This is a genomic window from Caulobacter endophyticus, from assembly GCF_003116815.1.
Taxonomy (GTDB): Bacteria; Pseudomonadota; Alphaproteobacteria; order Caulobacterales; family Caulobacteraceae; genus Caulobacter; species Caulobacter endophyticus.
The window spans coordinates 36,623-54,704 of record NZ_QDKQ01000037.1 but is presented as its reverse complement, the minus strand read 5'-3'; the positions used below and the strand labels follow the sequence as shown (position 1 = coordinate 54,704).

Annotated in this window: 22 protein-coding genes; 10 read left to right on the top strand and 12 right to left on the bottom strand. The window is 69.0% G+C overall.

All coding sequences use genetic code 11. The features are described 5' to 3' along the window. Positions 1–5: 5 nt before the first annotated feature. Complete coding sequence (locus DDF67_RS10770; RefSeq protein ID WP_109101010.1) at positions 6–311, bottom strand: hypothetical protein; 306 nt, start codon at positions 309–311, stop codon at positions 6–8. A 59-nt stretch (positions 312–370) separates the two neighbouring features. After that, positions 371–1,753, bottom strand: coding sequence for a hypothetical protein (locus DDF67_RS10765; protein ID WP_109100896.1), 1,383 nt, complete (start codon positions 1,751–1,753; stop codon positions 371–373). 374 nt (positions 1,754–2,127) lie between these two features. Here DDF67_RS10765 and DDF67_RS10760 point away from each other — a divergent pair, with 374 nt between their 5' ends. Further along, the gene (locus tag DDF67_RS10760; protein WP_109100895.1) at positions 2,128–2,613 is read left to right on the top strand and encodes a ribonuclease H family protein; all 486 of its coding nucleotides are present in this window, start codon (positions 2,128–2,130) and stop codon (positions 2,611–2,613) included. Between the two features lie 27 nt (positions 2,614–2,640). Here the strand turns inward: DDF67_RS10760 and DDF67_RS10755 are convergent, their stop codons facing one another. Continuing rightward, complete coding sequence (locus DDF67_RS10755; protein WP_109100894.1) at positions 2,641–3,018, bottom strand: methylglyoxal synthase; 378 nt, start codon at positions 3,016–3,018, stop codon at positions 2,641–2,643. Between the two features lie 169 nt (positions 3,019–3,187). On the opposite strand from DDF67_RS10755, the gene DDF67_RS10750 reads away from it, so the two are divergent. From DDF67_RS10750 to DDF67_RS10740, 3 genes are all read left to right on the top strand, one after another. Next, entirely contained in the window at positions 3,188–4,399 is a 1,212-nt protein-coding gene (locus DDF67_RS10750; RefSeq protein ID WP_109100893.1) for a glycosyl hydrolase 53 family protein, read from the top strand. Between the two features lie 427 nt (positions 4,400–4,826). Then, positions 4,827–5,360: a hypothetical protein gene (locus DDF67_RS10745; protein ID WP_146198014.1), complete on the top strand. Its 534-nt coding sequence runs from the start codon at positions 4,827–4,829 to the stop codon at positions 5,358–5,360. Beyond that, positions 5,357–6,163, top strand: coding sequence for a hypothetical protein (locus DDF67_RS10740; RefSeq protein WP_109100891.1), 807 nt, complete (start codon positions 5,357–5,359; stop codon positions 6,161–6,163). The genes DDF67_RS10745 and DDF67_RS10740 overlap by 4 nt, the downstream gene beginning before the upstream one ends. Positions 6,164–6,166: 3 nt before the next feature. Here DDF67_RS10740 and DDF67_RS10735 read toward each other — a convergent pair whose 3' ends face one another. From DDF67_RS10735 to DDF67_RS10725, 3 genes are all read right to left on the bottom strand, one after another. Beyond that, positions 6,167–7,765: a peptide chain release factor 3 gene (locus tag DDF67_RS10735; protein ID WP_109100890.1), complete on the bottom strand. Its 1,599-nt coding sequence runs from the start codon at positions 7,763–7,765 to the stop codon at positions 6,167–6,169. A gap of 9 nt (positions 7,766–7,774) precedes the next feature. After that, positions 7,775–9,388 (bottom strand): hypothetical protein, encoded by a 1,614-nt coding sequence (locus DDF67_RS10730; RefSeq protein ID WP_146198013.1) that lies wholly within the window; start codon positions 9,386–9,388, stop codon positions 7,775–7,777. A gap of 114 nt (positions 9,389–9,502) precedes the next feature. Beyond that, entirely contained in the window at positions 9,503–11,083 is a 1,581-nt protein-coding gene (locus DDF67_RS10725; protein ID WP_146198012.1) for a tetratricopeptide repeat protein, read from the bottom strand. 168 nt (positions 11,084–11,251) lie between these two features. On the opposite strand from DDF67_RS10725, the gene DDF67_RS25525 reads away from it, so the two are divergent. Next, positions 11,252–11,389 (top strand): hypothetical protein, encoded by a 138-nt coding sequence (locus tag DDF67_RS25525; RefSeq protein WP_158278030.1) that lies wholly within the window; start codon positions 11,252–11,254, stop codon positions 11,387–11,389. 16 nt (positions 11,390–11,405) lie between these two features. Here DDF67_RS25525 and DDF67_RS10720 read toward each other — a convergent pair whose 3' ends face one another. Both DDF67_RS10720 and DDF67_RS10715 read right to left on the bottom strand, forming a co-directional pair. Continuing rightward, positions 11,406–11,786 carry a hypothetical protein gene (locus tag DDF67_RS10720; protein WP_109100887.1) on the bottom strand — a complete coding sequence of 127 codons (381 nt, stop codon included), beginning with the start codon at positions 11,784–11,786 and terminating at the stop codon, positions 11,406–11,408. Between the two features lie 132 nt (positions 11,787–11,918). Continuing rightward, positions 11,919–12,248, bottom strand: a complete 330-nt coding sequence (locus DDF67_RS10715; RefSeq protein ID WP_109100886.1) for a DUF1491 family protein — start codon at positions 12,246–12,248, stop codon at positions 11,919–11,921. A 69-nt stretch (positions 12,249–12,317) separates the two neighbouring features. Between DDF67_RS10715 and DDF67_RS10710 the strand changes: the two genes are divergently transcribed. Together DDF67_RS10710 and DDF67_RS10705 are read left to right on the top strand one after the other, a co-directional pair. Further along, on the top strand, positions 12,318–13,217 hold the full coding sequence (locus DDF67_RS10710; RefSeq protein ID WP_233247615.1) for a hypothetical protein: 900 nt from the start codon (positions 12,318–12,320) through the stop codon (positions 13,215–13,217). Positions 13,218–13,222: 5 nt separating this feature from the next. Then, complete coding sequence (locus DDF67_RS10705; RefSeq protein WP_233247614.1) at positions 13,223–14,017, top strand: DNA polymerase III subunit epsilon; 795 nt, start codon at positions 13,223–13,225, stop codon at positions 14,015–14,017. A gap of 9 nt (positions 14,018–14,026) precedes the next feature. Here the strand turns inward: DDF67_RS10705 and DDF67_RS10700 are convergent, their stop codons facing one another. Together DDF67_RS10700 and DDF67_RS10695 are read right to left on the bottom strand one after the other, a co-directional pair. Then, positions 14,027–14,434, bottom strand: coding sequence for an MliC family protein (locus tag DDF67_RS10700; RefSeq protein ID WP_109100885.1), 408 nt, complete (start codon positions 14,432–14,434; stop codon positions 14,027–14,029). Between the two features lie 67 nt (positions 14,435–14,501). Continuing rightward, on the bottom strand, positions 14,502–14,816 hold the full coding sequence (locus tag DDF67_RS10695; protein ID WP_109100884.1) for a metalloregulator ArsR/SmtB family transcription factor: 315 nt from the start codon (positions 14,814–14,816) through the stop codon (positions 14,502–14,504). Positions 14,817–14,904: 88 nt separating this feature from the next. On the opposite strand from DDF67_RS10695, the gene DDF67_RS10690 reads away from it, so the two are divergent. The 3 genes from DDF67_RS10690 to DDF67_RS10680 are packed head-to-tail and all read left to right on the top strand — an operon-like array spanning position 14,905 to position 16,690. Then, complete coding sequence (locus DDF67_RS10690) at positions 14,905–15,342, top strand: hypothetical protein (protein WP_109100883.1); 438 nt, start codon at positions 14,905–14,907, stop codon at positions 15,340–15,342. After that, a complete protein-coding gene (locus DDF67_RS10685; RefSeq protein WP_109100882.1) occupies positions 15,339–15,776 on the top strand; it encodes a hypothetical protein in 438 nt (145 codons plus the stop codon). Before DDF67_RS10690 ends, DDF67_RS10685 begins: the two co-directional genes overlap by 4 nt. After that, complete coding sequence (locus tag DDF67_RS10680) at positions 15,773–16,690, top strand: acyl-CoA desaturase (protein ID WP_109100881.1); 918 nt, start codon at positions 15,773–15,775, stop codon at positions 16,688–16,690. The genes DDF67_RS10685 and DDF67_RS10680 overlap by 4 nt, the downstream gene beginning before the upstream one ends. Before the next feature lie 128 nt (positions 16,691–16,818). Here the strand turns inward: DDF67_RS10680 and DDF67_RS25520 are convergent, their stop codons facing one another. Beyond that, positions 16,819–17,004: a hypothetical protein gene (locus DDF67_RS25520; RefSeq protein ID WP_158278029.1), complete on the bottom strand. Its 186-nt coding sequence runs from the start codon at positions 17,002–17,004 to the stop codon at positions 16,819–16,821. Between the two features lie 235 nt (positions 17,005–17,239). Beyond that, on the bottom strand, positions 17,240–18,055 hold the full coding sequence (gene folP / locus DDF67_RS10670) for a dihydropteroate synthase (RefSeq protein WP_109100879.1): 816 nt from the start codon (positions 18,053–18,055) through the stop codon (positions 17,240–17,242). Positions 18,056–18,082 lie beyond the last annotated feature (27 nt).

Here is an 18,082-nt window from a genome sequence, read left to right as displayed (position 1 = left end):
CCGACCTAGCGGATGCGGATGCGGATCGGCACGTCGATGAACGAGCCGGCGCGGCTCTTGCCGTCGGGGCCCAGCAGGTCGACCTGGATCTGCGAGGCCATCTGCAGGGCGGCGTCGCCGACGCCCAGGTCACGGGGGCTTTCGGCCTGGACGCTGCAATCGGCCAGACCGCCGTTGCTCTTGACCATGCAACTCAGCAGGGCGACGGCTTCGCGCGGCTGCGCCACCTGGACCACGCGGGCCTGCGGCTCGGCCTGGATGGACGGAGCGGCGGTGGTGACGGCGGCGGCGAGAACGAACGAAGCGATCACTGTTATCATCCCTATGGTCTTGTCGGATGGCCCGTCAGGGCTCCGCGTTTCATTTCGGGTCAGGCGGCGTTGGCCTGGCTGATCCGTTGCAACCCCTGGGCCGCCATGTCGGTCAGCGACCGCAGGCCCAGCTCGGCGAAGACATCGAAGGCCACGGCCAGGGCGGTGGCGGCGCGGTCGAGGCGGCCGTCGTCGCGGCCGGTGATCTCGACCCGGGCCTCGTACAGGCGGGCCAGGTTCATCTGGGCCACGGCCCAACCGGCGGGATCGCGCGCGCCCGGCTGCTCGGCCAGCTCGGCCTTGAAGGCCAGTTCGGCGGCGTCGAGCACGGCCAGATCGGCGGTCAGCTCGGCGCAGCGGGCCAGGCTGAGGGCGCGGTTGTTGGCCACCGCGGCGCGCAGGGTCAGGGCTGGCTGCACCTTCACGATATGGGTGGCGCGGTCGTAGCAGGTGACGGCCTGCTCGAAGCAGCGCTCCGAGGTCGTCGCCTCGCCCATGGCCTGCAGGGCCTCGCCCAGCGAAGCCTGGGCGCGGGCCCAGTCCAGCGGGCTGTGGCCCGGATCCAGCGGTTCCAGGGCCTGGGTCGCAGCCTCGACCGCGTCGGCGATCATCGACAGCTCGCCGTCATAGTCGCCAAGGCGGGCCAGGGCCTCGGCGCGCAGCAGCTCCAGGCGCGACCACGTCAGGGGCTCGAAATCGGGATCGAGCGCGGCCAGCGCCGTGCGGGATTCGGCCAGAGCGACCTCGACGAGGGCCCGGTCCTTCAGATGGACAGCGCAGGCCAGAAGCAGGTCGATGCGCGCGGCGCGCTGCTCGGCCAGCTGCAGGCGGGCGCCGCCGGCCTTGGCGCCGCGCTCCCCCGCCAGGATCGCCAGCGGGGTCTCGAAGGCCTGGGCCGCGGCCAGGGCGCGGTCGATGTCGTTTTCGGACAGGGCCATGCGGCCGTCGACGGCGGCCAGCAGGCTGGCGGCCAGGGCGGCGTGCGGGCCATGGGTCGTCTTGGCCAGCGACAGGGTCGCGTTGGCGGCGGCGTGCAGGCCCTCGTCGCCGAACAGTTCGGCGCCCAGCATGGCCAGCACCGCCTGCTCGCAACGCGCGGCGCAGACGAGGTCGGGTTTACGCTCGGCGTCGGCCAGCCTGGCGGCCGCCTCGGCCTGGGCCGCGCCCTTGCGCAGGGCGGCGGCGTCGCCGGTGCGGCGGGCCACCTCGCGCCAGACGACGGCGGCTTCCAAGAGGCGCACCGCGCGATCCTTGCAGCCGATGCGGCCGGCGGCGACGTCGGCGGCGCGAGCCTCGTTGGTCAACAGGCGCAGGTCCATCAGCTCCAGCAGCGCGGTATCGCCGCCGGTCAGGCCCTCTCTATGCGCCGCGGCATGAGACACCCGTCCCTGGCCCTCGACGCCAAGCAGTCGCTTCAGATCGCGCCCCACGAATTCGAACATCGCTCGCGTACTCCGCACCGGGATCGTCCCACCTCGGCACGGCCGGGATGGATTTAACGCGAGATCAGCAAAACCGGAGCCAACGCTCTTAACAAGGGGTTAACAGGCCTGAATCGCCTGTTAACCACGAATATTCAGATCACATTAACTTTGATGACCCCGACAGCCGGAGAAATGGCGGTTTTGACCCATTTTGGCACGCTTTTTGCTTCAACCAGCCACAGTCGGCGGATGGTGCGAACGCACTATTTATAACCGCGTTCACCAAAGTGAAAATGACGTTAACTCTAAGATTTAGGACCTTGTTTACACTTTGTTCAGGGTCGTTACCGCGCGCAGTAGCGGACTACCCGGCAAGACGCTAGGAAACGGCCATGACCAGCCCAGCCGTGACCCTGTGGACCGCCGCTCTTTGCAAGCAAGACCCCGGCTATGGCGGCTGGGCGTTCGTACGGAAGACCGACGGAGAGTCGGGCGCGGCCACGATAAAGGGCGCGGCGGGCGGCGAGCGTCGCACCTCGCCCGCCAGAATGAGTCTGTCGGCCGTCATTGAGGCGCTGACCAGCCTGTCGGACCTGCCGCCCGATACGCCCGTAACGCTGCGCTTCGCCGATCCGGCCCTGGCTGGTGAACTGGTGGCCAGCGACGGCGCCTACGCCACCGCCGAGCCAGAGGCCTGGGCTGCCGCCCGCGCCCTGGTCGCCGCCCGTCCGGTGCTGAACCTCGTCCCGCTGGCGACCAGCGCGCCGCAGACCGGCTTCCTGGCCGCCTGGGCCGAGTTCGGGCTCGACACCTCCAAGAGCCGCGGCAGCTTCAAGGCCGCGATCCCCAAGCCGAACCTGATGAAGTTCCCCGCCTGACGATCCCCCTGGAGGGGGATCTTGGCCCTACTGCAACCCGCGCACCACCAGCGTCGCCGTAGCCGTATTACAGGCGAACGGAATATCGGCCAGGGTCGCCAGGCGGATCAGCGCCTTGACGTCCACGTCGTGCGGCTGGGGCGACAGCGGGTCGACGAAGAAGATCAGCATGTCCAGGCGTCCCTCGGCGATCATCGCGCCCAGTTGCTGGTCGCCGCCCAGGGGTCCGCTCTTCAGACGGGTCAGTTGCAACTGGGGGAGAGCCTCCAGCACGCGGCCGCCGGTGGTGCCGGTGCCGTACAGCACGTTCTTCTCCAGGAAAGCCGCGTTCGCCTTGGCCCAGGCCACGAGGTCGGCCTTCTTGTCGTCGTGGGCCACGAGGCCGATGGCGAGCTGGCGGGTCATGCGGGAAAGGCTCCGGTTGCGAACGCCCCTCCTATAGCGGCTGGCGAAGCGACCGCCAGCCCGACCGCGCCTCTTCCCTTTTAGCGCGCATTGCCGCTAGGATATATATTGAAACTATATCCCAAATAATGAGATCGCTTGCCTGAGCGGTCCCTGGAGGAAGCCGCCGATGACCCTCGACCGCCGCGCCTTCGCTGCGGGCCTGACCGCCCTGCCCCTGCTTTCGGCCGCGCCGATGGCGCTGGCGGCGATGCCGGGCTCCCGTCCGGGCTCATTCCTGCTGGGCGCCGACATCACCTGGATCCCACAGGACGAGGCCGACGGCGCGCAGTTCTTCGCCAATGGCCGCCGGCAGGACATCCTGGCCATCCTGGGTGACGCCGGCTTCAACGCCATCAAGATCCGCGTCTTCGTCAATCCCGAGAACGGCTATTCCGAGCGCCGCAAGACCGACCCATGGGCAGGCCTGGCCCAGACCGTCGCCATGGCCAAGCGGATCAAGGCCGCCGGCATGCACCTGACGATCAGCTTCCACTACAGCGACACCTGGGCCGACCCCCAGAAGCAGGGCAAGCCCGCCGCCTGGAAGGACATGCCGTTCGACGCCCTGGTCAAGGCGGTCGGCGACCACACCGGCCAGGTGCTGGGCGCGCTGGTGAAGGCCGGCGCCAAGCCCGACATGGTGGTGATCGGCAACGAGATCACTTTCGGCATGCTGTGGCCCGACGGCCGCGTGCCCCTGCCCGTCCCCACCGGCAACCCGGCCACGGACGCGGTGCACCTGAACGTTCCCGACGCCGGCGGCTTCGACAAGCTGGCCAGGCTGCTCAGCGCGGGCCTGGACGCCTCGCGGGAGGCGGTCCCCGGCGTGAAGACCAGCCTGCACAACCACCTGGGCCGCCACTGGACCATCGTCAGCCACTGGATGGACAGCCTGCTGGCGCGCGGCGTGCGCTTCGACGCCACCGGCTTCTCCTGCTACCAGCAGGCGGCCGAGGGCGACTGGGCCAACACCTTCGCCCGCTTCGGCGAGCGCTATCGCGACCACGGCTTCTATGTGGCCGAATATTCCAGCCGCAAGCGCTACGTGAACGACCTGGTGTTCGACGCGCCCGGCCAGCGCGGCTGGGGCACGTTCATCTGGGAGCCGACCCGGCACCAGGAGGCGATCTTCGACCAGGACGGCAAGAACGCCGGCGAGGGCCCGCGCCCCAACCTGCTGTCGCAGGGCGTCAACGCCGCCGAAGCCCCGGGCGCGGTGATCGCCGGCGCGCCGGCGCCGCATCCGGAGAAGATCAACAACGGCGGCCGCTACGACGCCAACGCCTTCATGGAGCTCTACCGCCAGATGGCGCGGGACTACGGGCTGCGGCCCGCTTGACCTTAGATAATGCGCAGCCCCGCCAGCGGGGCCGAGCATCACGCGGCCAGCACAGTGGCCCTGGTGCGGCCCGAGCGCGCCTGGACCCCGTCTGCCTGGTGGTGAAGCTGGCCGCCTGGCTGCATGGGCCGGACCCATCCCCATCGAACAGGTGCTGGCCTGGGTGGGAACCGGCCTGACCGACCAGGCGCGCTGGCTGGGCGAGCACGACCACGACCGGCCGCTAAAGCTCGCACCAGACCCATTCGCCGGGACGACTGGAACAAAATCTAAGGGTGTGTAGACTGCAATACTCCCGGTAATGAGCAGTGCCAGGCGTTAGCGTATGCGTGGGCTTCCAAGGATCTGGACTGTAGGCGTCGCGGCCCTGGTCGTGCTTTCCATCGGCTTCATCGTTTGGAAGTCGGCGTCGCCCGAAAGCGATTGGATGGCCGAGCATCTCGCCGAATTTCTCGGCTCCGTGGCCAGCGCCGTCGCCTTGGGCTTCATCGCCTACGCCGCCAGCATCCAGGCGCGCCAGGCCCGCAGCCAGGAACTGCTGACCAGTTTCCAGCTGTCGCGTCCCGATCTGGGCGGTCTGGCGCGTCGTATCGCCATGACCGCGCGGCTGGTCGTCGATGAGCGCAAGGGCGGCGCGCCCGGGAAGCTGACCGAGTATCAGGCCGCCTACGAGCTGGGAGATCATGCCGTCTTCGCCTATCTGATCAGCAGCCCCAAGCGGATCCAGGCGGCGCTGGCGGGAAGCGACGGCGAGCAACTGCGTCACCAGACCTTGCGCTACATCCGCCTGTTCGACAGCGTGACCGCCCTGACCCAGGAACGAGAGCTGGAACGGATGCTGCTGCGCCTGCCCCTGGGACGCGCCTACTGCACCCTCAAGATCGCTATCGGCGAGGACGGCGACGGACGCCTGGCCAACTGCCTGGCTTTCGACGCTGAACCGGAGCTTGGCCGACCTTGAGTGAGATCCTGTTCGATGGAAGCCTGGTGCTTCGCTGGTTGAAGAGCGACAAAGCGGAGCTTTCGCTGATCGTCGGTTGCGATCTCGACGACGACGTCAGCGGCGAACTGGTGACGGTCGCCGGGGTCGATCGGGAGCGGCAAGTCGTAATCGGCGAACGCGGCCAGCGCATGCCCTTCGCCCGGCTAGGCAAGTGCCAGCTAATCGCCTCGCCCGATCATCCAGTGGTCCCAGCGATCAAAGCCTGCGTGTCGCCCCTGGATCGACGCGACGAAGACTTGCGCAAGGTGCTGGGTCCGATGTTTCCCAGCTCTATCGCGGCGTCGGACCTTCCCGCCATCCACGCAGCCGAGTTGTCCAGGCGCGAGAACCGTCTGCTGGACAAGGATCAGCGGTACAGGGCGTTTCGCGCCTTGCAGCACAATAAGCTTCACCTTCATGGTCTCGAGATCGTGCAGGTTTGGCGCGCCGAAGCCCAGGCCAGGGGCCTGCCTTGGGCGGACATCGCCTTCCAGCTCGCCACGTTCCTGCGTGACGGGTTTCACGCCGCCAAGGCCGCCGCCGCGCAGGAGGCGCTCGACGATCCTCGCGCTGGCGCCTCACCCGCCGAACGCGCCCGGCTGGCGACCGTTCAGGCCGGAGCCCTGATCGAGAAGTTCACGCGCCGAGGCGGAGAGCAAGCCGACCTGATCGCCGCCTGGAACGCCATCGGCCTGGCCTGGGCGATCGAGAAAGAGCGCGACCACCCCGAGGTCAGGGCGGTGTATCGCAAGTTGGAAACCTTCGGCCCCGACCCGCGCTGACCCCTACCCCCGTTCCTTCGTCCGCTCGAAGCGCACCTTCGGGTAGCGCTCGGCGACGTAGCCGATCTCCCAGGACGACTTGCCCAGGAACACCGGCTGCTCGTCGATATCGCGGCCCATGGCCGACTTGTGCTTGTTCTCGAAGTCCTCGACGTCGGCGCGCTCGCCGACCAGCCAGCGGGCCTCGGCATAGGGGCTGGCCTCGAAGATCACGTCCAGCTGGTACTCGTTGGCCAGACGGTCGGCCATGACTTCGAACTGCAGCTGGCCCACGGCGCCGACGATGAAGTCGCTGCCGATCATCGGGCGGAAGAGCTGGGTGACGCCTTCCTCGGCCAGGCCTTCCAGCGCCTTCTTCAGGTGCTTGGCCTTCAGCGGATCCTTCACGCGCACGCGGCGCAGGATTTCCGGGGCGAAGTTGGGCAGGCCCGCGAAGCGCAGGCTCCCGCTCTCCGACAGGCTGTCGCCCACCCGCAGCACGCCGTGGTTGGGGATGCCGATCACGTCGCCGGCGAAGGCGTCCTCGGCCAGCTCGCGATCGCTGGCGAAGAACATGATCGGCGCGTTGACGCTCATGGCCTTGCCGGTGTTCTGGGCCTTCAGCTTCATGCCGCGGGTGAAGCGGCCGCTGGTCAGGCGCAGGAAGGCGATGCGGTCGCGGTGATTGGGGTCCATGTTGGCCTGGACCTTGAAGACGAAGCCCGAGACCTCGCTATCGCCCGGAGCGACATGGGTCTCGGCCCCGGCCTTGCTGGCCTTGGCCGGCTTGGGCGCGGGCGCATAGGCGCCGATGCCGGCCAGCAGTTGGTCGACGCCGAAGTGGCGCAGGGCCGAGCCGAAGAACACCGGCGTCATGTGGCCTTCCAGGAACGACTGCACGTCGAACGGCTTGCCAGCCTCGGTGACCAGCATGGCGTTGTCTTCCAGCTCCGAGCGCTCGTCCGGGTCGAGGTACTGGACGATGGCGTTGCCGTTGAAGGCGACGTGGTCGGGGTGCCCCTCCTCGTCCGTCGAGCTCTTCTTGGCGTAGGGGATGAACTGCTGGCTGCGCAGGTCCAGCATGCCCTTGAAGCGCCCGCCCGAACCGGCCGGCCAGTAGAGCGGCGCGGGGTCCAGGGCCAGCTTCGAGGAAACCTCGTCGAGCAGTTCGAACGGGTCCTGGGCCTCGCGGTCCATCTTGTTGATGAAGGTGATGATCGGGATGTCGCGCAGGCGGCACACCTCGAACAGCTTCAGGGTCTGCGGCTCGATGCCCTTGGCGGCGTCCAGCACCATGACGGCCGCGTCGGCGGCGGTCAGGGTGCGGTAGGTGTCTTCCGAGAAGTCTTCGTGGCCCGGTGTGTCGAGCAGGTTGAACATCAGGCCGTCGTGGTCGAACGTCATCACCGACGCCGACACCGAGATCCCGCGTTCGCGCTCGATCTTCATCCAGTCCGACTGGGTGCGGCGGGCTTGGCCGCGCGCACGCACGGCCCCGGCCGCGCGGATCGCCCCGCCGGCCAGCAGCAGGTTTTCCGTCAGCGTCGTCTTGCCGGCGTCGGGGTGGCTGATGATGGCGAAGGTGCGCCGACGGGCGGCTTCAGCGGCGGGAGAGGTGCTCATCCCGCGCAGTTACCCCCCCGACGCGTCCTTGTCACCTTCCCCCGAGGCCGCGGCCGCCTTGGCGGGGGCCAGCGCCTCGCCGTCCACCTTGCCCTCCAGTGTGGACAGCAGTTGGGCGGCCCGCCTGGCTTGGGGCCCGCCATGCGGATTTCCGGCCACCGGCTCGAGCATCTCGCGGGCGATCTCGTACTGCTTGGCGCGGATGAACAGGCGGGCGGCGTTGGTGCGGATGACCGGGTTCTGCGGCGCGATCGACGCGGCCCGGTAGACGACGTTCAGCGTGTTCTGCGAGGGCTCGCGATCCATCGACTTGGTCTCGGCATAGCCGTAGAGCGTGAGGAAGTTGTCGCCGTCGACCTTGTGGGCGCGGCCCAGATAGACGGCCGCGTCGGCGTAGATCGCCTTGGCCTGCTCGCGGTCGGCCGGGTTGCGGGCCATCCGCCGCGCGGTCTCCAGCCGGCTGTAGGCCATGATCTGCAAGGCCTCCAGGTCGGCGGGACGCTCTTCCAGCAGCGTCTTGAGGATCGCTTCGCCCTTGGCCCGGTCGCCCAGGTCGATCTCGGCGCGGGCCAGGGCCAGCCGGCTGTAGAATTCGCCCGGACGCTTGGCGGCCCCCTCCTGGAACTTGGCCAGCAGGGCCGGCGCGTCGGCCTTGGGCACGCCCCCCTTCAGGCGCTGGATCTCCAGGATCAGGTCGTCGGCCCCAGCCGGCAGGCGCGTGAAGGCGATCTGCGGCGTCGGCGGCTCGCGCGTCAGGTTCATCGCCAGCAGCGGCTTGTTCATGTAGGTGCGCAGCGCCTTTTCCAGGGCCGGCCCGTCCTGGCCATAGACCTTGGTCCAGCTGGCCATGGGATCGCCGTGGTCGCGCACCATGTCGAGATAGGTCTGCAGCTTCCTGCGGCGCTCCCTGTCGCTCCAGACGTAGTGGGTCAGCAACCAGGACTGGGCGTAGAAGGTCAGGACGTCGTCGCGCTCGAACTGCGACGGGCGCTTGGACAACAGGTCCGAGACCGGCAGCCACTTGTCGTTCAGCAGCGAATGGGCTCGCCCGCGGCTGAAATCGCCGATCTGCACCTTCTTCATCTGCAGGTCGATGGTCTTGTAGTACTCGGCCAACCCCTCGACCAGCCAGCCCGGATAGGCGTCGGGAAAGTACTGCATCATGAAATGGTGCGTGTACTCATGCAGCACCGTGTCGTCGCCGTTGTTGCGATCGTACTGGTTGCTGTCGTCGCGGATGGCCAGGACGAAGATGTCTTCCATACCCGTCAGATAGACGCCCTGCAGCCGCTCGTCGGCGCCGGGCATGACCCGCCGCAACTGGCGGGAACCGGACAGCAGATACAGCGGCAGCTTGCGCGGGGTTTCCACGTCCGTCTTCCCGTGGATCCGCCGCAGAACGCCGTCGAAGTCCTCCAGCATCGTCACGTAGCGGCGAATGAGGTTTTCGCTGCGATCCGAATAGACGATGAAATGCTCGCTCTCGCCACGGATCCAGCGCCCGGCCGGATCGGCCTGGACGACGGGCGGGGGCGGCGTCGCGCCCTGCGCCCACGCCGAACCAACCGCTCCAAGCAGCGCCGCGGCGACCGCGACGCCAACGCCCACCATACGAACAGACAATGTTGCCCCCAACGCAATCCAACGTTGAGATTGGCTGAAGCCGTCGCGACGGGCAAGGCGTGGAATGCGCGCGAACGCCTTTTGCGCCACGCGGCGACGCGCTCCCGCGTCCCGTCAGTTCGCCGCCGCCGCCTTCGGCCGCGGCCTGTCGGTCTTGCCCTCCAGCTCCTTCAGCAGCGAAGCGGCCGCCTTGGCCCCGCCGCCGCCGTGCGGATCCCCGGCGATCGGCCCCAGCATAGACCGGGCGACGCCGTAGTCGCCCGCCTGGATGAACATCTGCGCCACGTAGAACCGGACATTGGGGTTTTGCGGCGCCAGTTCGGCGGCGCGATAGGCCACCTCAAGGGTGTTCTCGGACGGCTCTTCCAGCGAACGCGACCTGGCGTAGCCATACAGCGTGATGAAGTTCTCGGGATCGGCCTTGTTGGCCTTGATGAACACACGCCCGGCCTCCTTGTAGGCGGCTTTCAGCGCGTCATGGCTCAGCTTGTCGTCCTTGTCGGCCCCGGCGAGCAGGCTGAAACCCAGGATCTGCAGGACCTCGGCGTCGTCGGGCCGTTCGACCAGCAGCGCCCTGAGCAGCTTTTCACCCGCGGCGCGGTCGCCGATCTCGCACTCGGCCCTGGCCAGGGCCACCCGGCTGTAACGCTCGTCCGGACGCTTGGCCGCGGCCGCGCGGATGACCGACAGCAGCGCCTCGGCGTCCTTGCCATCGACGCCGTTCTTCAGTTGCTGGATCTCGAGGATCAGGTCGTCGGCGCCGGCGGGCATGCGGCTGACGGTCATCGCGGGCGGCGGCGGCGGCTGGCGGGTGATGCCCTTGCCCGGCAGCCGCGAACGCAGGTAGTCGCGCAGGATCTTCTCCAGGCCCGCGGCGTCGTCGCCATAGACCTTGGTCCAGCCGGTCATCGGGTCCTCGCCGGCATGGAGCAGCTTCATGTACTCCGTCAGCTTGGCCGTGCGGCCCGGATCGCTCCAGACATAGTGGGTCAGCAGCCAGGACTGGGCGTAGAACGCGCCGACCTGCTCGCGGTCCAGCGCCGACGGCCGCTTGCCCAGCAGGTCGGACATCGAGATCCAGCGGCTGTTGAGCAGCGAATAGCTGCGCCCCTGGTTCGGCATGCCGACCACCACCTTCCTGGGCGTGATGTCGGTCAGGGCGTAGTACTCGGCCGCCCCTTCCACCAGCCAGCTGGGATAGGCGTTGGGAAAGTACTGCAGCATGAAGTGGTGCACGTACTCGTGCTGCAGCACGCCGTCGTAGACGCCCCCGTCGCGATTGGCGTCCGAGCGCATGGCCACCGCGAAGATGTCGTCGCCGTAGTGGGCGTAGAAGCCGCCCAGCTGCTCGCCCGCGGTGGGATAGGCGCGGCGCATCTGGATGGTGTTCTTGACCATGTAGACCGGCAGCTTGCGCGGGGTCTCGGTTCCGGCGCCCGGCAGCATCAGCCGCAGGATGCCGTCGAAATCCTCCAGCGTGGTCACGTACTGGCGAAGCTCGACCTCGAGCCGGTCGGAATAGACGACGAAATGGTCGCTTTCGGCCCGCAGCCAGCGTCCCGGCGCATCGGCCGGGGGAGAGGCGGCCGGAGGCGCGGCGGCCGCCGGAGCCGCCTGCCGGGCGAGGCCGGCGGACGGCAAGGCGCAGGCGATCAGCGCGGCGGCGCCGACGAACAAAAGCTTATGCGGCGACACGAAAACCCCCAGCTCAACCCCAAATGGAGGTTCGCCAATATCCTGCTGCGATGCAAGAGATCCGTCCCCGGCGCAAAAGACCCTAGGCGCCCTATGGGATTGGAGTCATGCTCACCTTGTCGCCGACGTTCGGCCCCCGAGAGCCGTCGGGGCGACGGAGGAAACGACATGGCCCTGGCCGAAGACCCTCGCGATCATATCCGTCGGCGTCCCCTGGGGCAGAGCGCGCTCTGCCTGGGCACGGTGCTGGCCGGCCTGGTGGTGATCGCCCTCGTCCTGAACATCGTGGCCGGCCTGCTGTTGTAGCGGGCAGCCGGCGCCGTCAGGCCGCCAGCCGACGCCAGACCTGGCGATCGGCTTCCAGATTGGTCAGTTGGCCGGCCTTCTGACGCTGATGCAGCGCGCCCATGACCTCGAGGCCGATCTGGGCGTAGCGCACCTGCACCTGCTCGATCAGGCAACCGCGCGCCGGCGCGATGAACAGCACCGCATTGATCTCCGGCGCCTTTGCGATGATCAGGGCCGCCAGGCGCTTGGCCTTCTCCACCTGCTTGTGATGCAGCAAGGGTTCCTCGGCGTAGAGCTCCTTGCCCAGTTCGGCGACGAAGTTCAGCGACAGGGCCGCGAAACGGTCGCGCGTCATCGGCGGCGACAGTTCGGCGGCGTCCAGGCTGAGCACGACGTCGTTCATCAGGAAGAGCATGGGCGGATGACGGGGGCTGCTTTGGAGACCTGCGACATCCTGCCGCGCTCTACTTTAGGTCTGGTTTAGCGGCAGGGTTAATGCTGTGGATCGTTGCAGGCGCGCCATGCGGCCTGTCGCCCCGGCGCCCGCTCAGCCCTCGACCGCCTCGGTGAGGAAGTGCCGGCCCTCGCGGTCCTCGATCTCCACCACCCAGACATCGGGATCGATGCGCGCCGCGCGCTCGGCATAGGCGTCCAGGTCCGGTTCGAAATCCGACTTGGTCGGCTGCATCCACACCCGCTCGCCGTCGCCGCGCGTGGCCTCGCTGTAGAGCCGCACCGTGCCGGCCTTGCGGTCGACCACCTTGACCAGCACCGCGCCCGCCCGGGCGTCGCCCTTGCGCACGACCATGGCGAAGGCCCCGCCCAGCTCGGCGCGGCGGATCAGCGCGCCCACCCAAAGATCCGTCGAAAGAAGCATTGCTAACCGAACCGCAACCAGGAGCGGCTAAGGTCCGCTCGAACATCCTCTCTCGCAGAATACGAGAAAATGGCCACCGTGAAGACCTCCGCCCCGCGAAAGCGGCGCCTGGCGGCGACGCTCGTCGCCACAGCCGTGCTCGGCGCGGCCCAGACGGCTACGGCCACCCCCTCCGACGTCTTCTACGAACGCAGCCTGATGAGCGCCGCCGGCGCCCGCTGCGGCCTGTTCAGTCCTTCGCTGTCGGGGGCCCTCGACGCCGGCCGGGCCCAGGCCCGGGGCGCGGCCCTGCGCGCCGGCGCCAGCGCCGATCAGCTCGACGGCGTGCAGCAGCGCGCCCACGCCAGGGCGGCGTCCGTACCATGCGCCTCCAAGGACCTGTCCACCGCCGCCGGCCGCGTGCGCAAGGCCTTCGAAGGCTACGCCCTGCTGCAGCGGATGAACTATCCGGGCGACCGCGCCAGTTGGCAGGCCGACCGCGCCAGCTCGGCGACCATCCCGTTCTGGCGGCTGTCGCAGACCGCCGGCTTCGGCGGCGACCGCCTGGTGTTCGGCCTGGCCGGACGCAACAACGAACTGCTGGCCGTGGCGACCTTCGCCGACGGCGCTCGGCCCTATACCGCCCGTCTGGCCATGCGCGATCCGGGCCGCACCCAGGGTCCCTACCTGAAAGCCCGTAACGGCGGCGGCCTGGCCGACAACGCCGCTCCACGAGCCGCCAGTCGGGTGTTCGGGGCCGAGACCCGCGACGCCGCCCCCGCTCCCACCCTGCTGCCGACCGGCGCCAAGACCGGCATGAGCTTCCGCTTCCCGCGCGAGGCCGGCGACGTCATCGCCCGCCTCGATCCGCGCGAGGCCATGACGGTGGAGTTCGTCTTCCAGGGGCGCGACGGCCGCGAGACCGTCCGGCGGGCCTATGTCGAGGTCGGCGACTTCGCCGCCGGCCGGGCTTTCCTGCGAGTCAGCTGACAGGTTTGGGCGCCGGGGCGTTTGGCCGACAGGCCGCATGGGCCCATATTCGGTGCACGCCCCGCATCCGCGTCATCGACCTGGAAACCGCCGGCTACGGACCGCAGGACGTCTGCGAGATCGGCTGGCAAGACGTCGTCCAGACGCCGGACGGCCGCTGGCGCGTCAACGAGGATCGCGGCGCGATGCTGGTCAATCCCGGCCGCCCGATCTCGCCGGAAACCATGGCCGTTCACCACATCCTCGACGCCGAGGTCGCTGGCGCGCCGTTCTGGAAGGAGGCCGCGCCAGGCGTGCTGAGGCCGGAAGGCGGGGTCGCGGCCTTGGCGGCGCATCGAGCCTCGTTTGAACAGCGCTACTGCACGCCGAGCCTGGCGGGCGGTGCGGCATGGATCTGCACCTGGAAGTGCGCCCTGCGCCTTTGGCCGCATCTGGCCAGCTTCTCCAACCAGATGCTGCGCTACCAGCGCATGCCGCAGGGGCTGGTCCACGCGCTCGGCCTGCCAGCCCACCGCGCCCTGCCCGACGCCTATGTGACCGCCCACCACCTGCGCGACATGCTCAACGAGGCCTCGCTGGAGCAGCTTCTGGCCTGGAGCGCCGAGCCTGGCCTGCTGCCGCGCGCGCCCAAGGGGCCCGAACGCGGCAAGGCCTGGAGTCTGCTGGGCGAGGAGGCCTTGCGAGCCCTGGCCCAGGACCGCGACCCCGACGTCCGCTTCAGCGCCGAGACCGAGCAACGCCGCCGCGGCGAGACGACGTCGGCGGGGCCGACCGAACCGTCACAGCACACGTTGCTTTAGCCGTCGCCTCTACTTTCCGGCGTCCGACGGGGCCATGCACTCCACCGGCTTGGCGCTGGCGACGTCCTCGCCATCCTTCAGCGGAGCCACCAGGCCTTCGGTCATGCCCTTGGTCCACCACTGCAAGCCCTCGCCCACATAGCGCGCGCCGCTGGCCGACATGGCCACGGTCAGGGTGCGGGTCTTGTCGCCGTATTCGACCACGGCGGTCTTCTCGTCGGGATAGGTCGCCTTCAGCACGCTCCCATCGGCGCAGGCATAGACGATCTGCTTAGCCACTGGCGCGGCGGGCGTCGCGGGCGGCGGGGTCTGGGCCAGATTGTCAGGCGTCGGCGCGGGCTTGGGCGCCTCGGTCTTCTTCTCGCAGGCGGCCAGGGCCAGGACGGCCAGGCCAGCGACGAACAGTGGGCGGATCATCGGCGAGCTCCCCGAAAAGCGAAGGTTCGGAGAGCCTATAACGTCGGCTGGCCGACGTCGTTGCCGATCATTCCCCGTCGCGATCGGCCTTCAGGCGCGCGCTCTCGGCCTTCAGCGGCCGGGAGACCGGGCAGACCTCCTGCACGAACTCGGTGAGCGTGTTGACCAGGCTGTCGCGCACCAGGCTGTAGTGGACGTACTGGCCGCGCTTGTCGCTGCTGACCAGACCCGCCGCCTCCAGGATCGAGAGGTGCTGCGACACCGCCGGCTTGGAGATCTCGAAGCGAGAGGCGATCTCGCCCGCCGTCAGGTCGGCATGGGCCAGATAGGCCAGGATCTTGCGCCGGACCGCCGACGACAGGGCTTCGAATACGCGTTGCATGGACGGGACATTTAAGCGCTTCGCTAACCGCTTGCAAATTAGCAGCGAGGTATTTAAGGAATAACTTATTCAATAAGCGGAGATCGCCATGGACCCGTCGCCACGCAATGCCCAGCCGACAAAGGGCGACGTCGCCACGGCCCTGGCGCTCGGCGTCGTGACCGGCGCCCTTCTGACGACGGCGATGGCCTTCGCCATGTCGGTGTCGACCAGCGGAAGCCTGGCCTTCTTCGTGGCCTTAGTCGCCTTCGTCGCCTCCGTCCCCGCCTGGCTGGTCGGCCTCTGCCTGCTCGGCGGCCCCCTCTGGTGGTGGCTGCATCGGCGCGGAGTGCGCTCGCCAAAGGCGGGCGCGGCGGCCGGCGCCGTGCTAACGGGCCTGGCGCTGGCGGCTGCCTTGCCATCCCACGGTCACCTCCTGCGCGCCGACATTGTGACGTCGCCCTGGGCCTTCCTCGCGGGCCTGGTCGCCATCGGCGCCCTGGTCGGCCTCCAGACCATCGCCTTCGCCTACCGGGCCAGGGCGTGAGCGGCCGGCCCCGCACCAATGGCGGCCAGGTCGTCGCCGCCGTGATCGTCGGCGCCGCGACCGGGTCGACCCTCGTGTTCGGCTGGCTGTTCATCGCGATCCTGACCGGGAAGCTTCCCGAACTGGCGCGGGTGATCGCCACGGCCGGCTTCGTCTTCGCCGTACCCCTCTGGGGCGGCGGACTGGTGCTGGTCGGCCTGCCCGTCGGGACGATCCTGCATCTCTGCGGCGCCCGCTCGCGCTCGATCGGCGCGGCGACTGGCGCGGTCCTGTCCACCCCCGCCCTCCTCACGCTCGCCTCCGCCTTGCATCCAACGATCCTGGACGACGCCTTCAGACTGACCGTCGCGCTCGCCGGCCAGGCGCTCGTCGGCGGCGCTGTCGGCTGGGTCGTCGTTCACGTCGCCTACGACCGCCAAGGAGCCCTGGCATGAACAGCCATCACGACGATCCCTACGCCGTCCATTCCATCGGCCCGGACGCCGACGGCGACGCCGTGGCGGGGCGCGTGGTCTGGGCGCCGGCGACCTCGCTGTGGCAGGGCGCGATGCTGGCCGGGACCTTGGCCGCGCCGTTCTTCTTCAGTTGGAGCGCCCTGGCCGTCTTCATCGCCCTAACCGGCGCAACCCTGCTGGTCGGACACTCGGTCGGCTTTCACCGCCGGCTGATCCACGGCAGCTTCGAGAGCCCGCGCTGGCTCGACTATCTGATGATGTGGCTGGGCACGCTGGTGGGCATGAGCGGTCCACTCGCGATGATCACCGCCCATGACCTGCGCGACTGGGGCCAGCGGCAGGCCGCCTGCCACCCCTACCTGTCCAACCGCGCCGGTTTCTGGACCGACTACGTCTGGAACCTGCACGGCCGGCTGGCGCTCGACACGCCGCCCAGCCAGGTGCTGCCGCCCCGCGTCGCCAAGGACCGCTTCTACCGCTTCCTGGAGCGCACCTGGATGCTGCAGCAGGCGCCCGTCGCCATGGCGCTCTTCGCCATGGGCGGCTGGTCCTGGCTGCTATGGGGCGTCGCCGCCCGGGTCTGCGTCTCGGTGACCGGCCACTGGTATGTCGGACGCCTGGCCCACCGCACCGGGCCGCAGAGCTGGCTGGTCGAGACCTCGGGCGTCCAGGCCCATGACGTGCCGTGGGCCGCGATCCCGACCATGGGCGAGGCCTGGCACAACAACCATCACGCCTGGCCCGGCTCGGCCCGTATCGGCCTCTATCCCGGCCAGGCCGACTGGGGCTTCGCGCTGATCCGCCTGCTGGAACGGCTGGGGCTGGCCTGGAACGTGCGCACGCCCGAGAGCCTGCCGCCCAGGCCAGAATTGGCGCGGCCGACCGCGGCATGAAGCCCCTCATGTCCACGGCGGCCGTTCTGTGGCTCATGGCCGGCTGCAGCCCGGCCGCACAGCCCGCCAGCACTCGCACCGTCGCGGCGATCGAAATTCCTTTGAAGACTAACCGGGACCACGACGACCTAGTGGCCATGCTCCACCGTCATGCGGCCGCAGATGGGCAGGACGGCATCCACGTTGATGACCGCACCGATGAATGGCTGGATCTCCAGCCCCAAGTCGAAGCCATGGCGCCCGAGGAGCGCGGCACGATAGCCGTCGCCGTCTGGCGCGGCGCCGACGACGCGTCGCTCGAGGTCCTCGTCCAAGACTGGTCTCATCCTGGTCGCGCCTGGCTGACTTTCGCACGAGGCGAACCGGCGGAACGCTCGACCCGCCTACGCGAGGGACTACTGGCCGACATCCACGCTCGCTGGCCAGACGCACAACCTCTTCCCCTGGAGAATGGGGTGATCCCATTGCCAGGAGACCTAGAGGCCGTTGATGGCGCCTACCGGACAATCCCGTCCGAGGCCGCGAAGTACGTGCGGTGAGCGCCAAGGGTCAGCGCCCAGCCGCCCCGATCGCCTTCCACACCGACAGGGCCTGGCTCATCTCGCGCACGTCGTGGACGCGAACGGCCTCCACGCCGCAGGCCGCGCCGTGCAGGTGGACGGCCAGAGATCCGCCCAGCCGGTCGCGGGCGTCCTGGGCGCGAGGGTCGATGGCGGCGATGAAGCGCTTTCGGCTGGCGCCCAGCAGGACGCGGTAGCCCAGGGCGTTCAAACGCGGCAGGGCGGCCAGCAGGGCGAGATTGTGCTCCAGCGTCTTGCCAAAGCCGATGCCGGGGTCGAGCCAGATCTTCTCGCGCTCGACCCCGGCGGCCATGGCGGTCAGGGCGCGGGCCAGCAGGAAGGCCTCGACCTCGGCCACCACGTCGTCGTAGCGCGGCTCGTCCTGCATGGTGCCCGGCTCGCCGCGCATGTGCATCAGGATCACCTCGCAGCCGAGCTCGGCGGCGACTTCCGGGGCGTCGGGCGCGAAGCGCAGGGCCGCCACGTCGTTCCAGATATGGGCCCCCGCCTCGACGGCGGCGCGCGCCACGCCCGGCTTCATGGTGTCGATCGAGATTGTCACCTCGCTCTCGGCCCGGAGGGCGCGGATCAGCGGCACGACGCGGGCGATCTCGTCGGTCTCCGACACCGGGTCGGCGCCGGGTCGGGTGCTCTCGCCGCCGATGTCCAGGATGGACGCGCCGTCGTCGATCAGCCGGTGGGCGTGGGACAGGGCGGCGGCGGGGTCGAAGAACCGGCCGCCGTCCGAGAAGCTGTCGGGCGTGACGTTGACCACGCCCATGACGCTTGGAACGGCTTGGATCATGGGGGCGGGTTTACCCCCGTGATCCCA

Bases quoted from the DNA above. Each gene is read 5' to 3' on its own strand.
- DDF67_RS10765 (WP_109100896.1), bottom strand. From the start codon at position 1,753: ATGTTCGAATTCGTGGGGCGCGATCTGAAGCGACTGCTTGGCGTCGAG.
- DDF67_RS10760 (WP_109100895.1), top strand. From the start codon at position 2,128: ATGACCAGCCCAGCCGTGACCCTGTGGACCGCCGCTCTTTGCAAGCAA.
- DDF67_RS10755 (WP_109100894.1), bottom strand. From the start codon at position 3,018: ATGACCCGCCAGCTCGCCATCGGCCTCGTGGCCCACGACGACAAGAAG.
- DDF67_RS10750 (WP_109100893.1), top strand. From the start codon at position 3,188: ATGACCCTCGACCGCCGCGCCTTCGCTGCGGGCCTGACCGCCCTGCCC.
- DDF67_RS10745 (WP_146198014.1), top strand. From the start codon at position 4,827: ATGGCCGAGCATCTCGCCGAATTTCTCGGCTCCGTGGCCAGCGCCGTC.
- DDF67_RS10735 (WP_109100890.1), bottom strand. From the start codon at position 7,765: ATGAGCACCTCTCCCGCCGCTGAAGCCGCCCGTCGGCGCACCTTCGCC.
- DDF67_RS25525 (WP_158278030.1), top strand. From the start codon at position 11,252: ATGGCCCTGGCCGAAGACCCTCGCGATCATATCCGTCGGCGTCCCCTG.
- DDF67_RS10720 (WP_109100887.1), bottom strand. From the start codon at position 11,786: ATGCTCTTCCTGATGAACGACGTCGTGCTCAGCCTGGACGCCGCCGAA.
- DDF67_RS10715 (WP_109100886.1), bottom strand. From the start codon at position 12,248: ATGCTTCTTTCGACGGATCTTTGGGTGGGCGCGCTGATCCGCCGCGCC.
- DDF67_RS10710 (WP_233247615.1), top strand. From the start codon at position 12,318: ATGGCCACCGTGAAGACCTCCGCCCCGCGAAAGCGGCGCCTGGCGGCG.
- DDF67_RS10700 (WP_109100885.1), bottom strand. From the start codon at position 14,434: ATGATCCGCCCACTGTTCGTCGCTGGCCTGGCCGTCCTGGCCCTGGCC.
- DDF67_RS10695 (WP_109100884.1), bottom strand. From the start codon at position 14,816: ATGCAACGCGTATTCGAAGCCCTGTCGTCGGCGGTCCGGCGCAAGATC.
- DDF67_RS10690 (WP_109100883.1), top strand. From the start codon at position 14,905: ATGGACCCGTCGCCACGCAATGCCCAGCCGACAAAGGGCGACGTCGCC.
- DDF67_RS10680 (WP_109100881.1), top strand. From the start codon at position 15,773: ATGAACAGCCATCACGACGATCCCTACGCCGTCCATTCCATCGGCCCG.
- folP (WP_109100879.1), bottom strand. From the start codon at position 18,055: ATGATCCAAGCCGTTCCAAGCGTCATGGGCGTGGTCAACGTCACGCCC.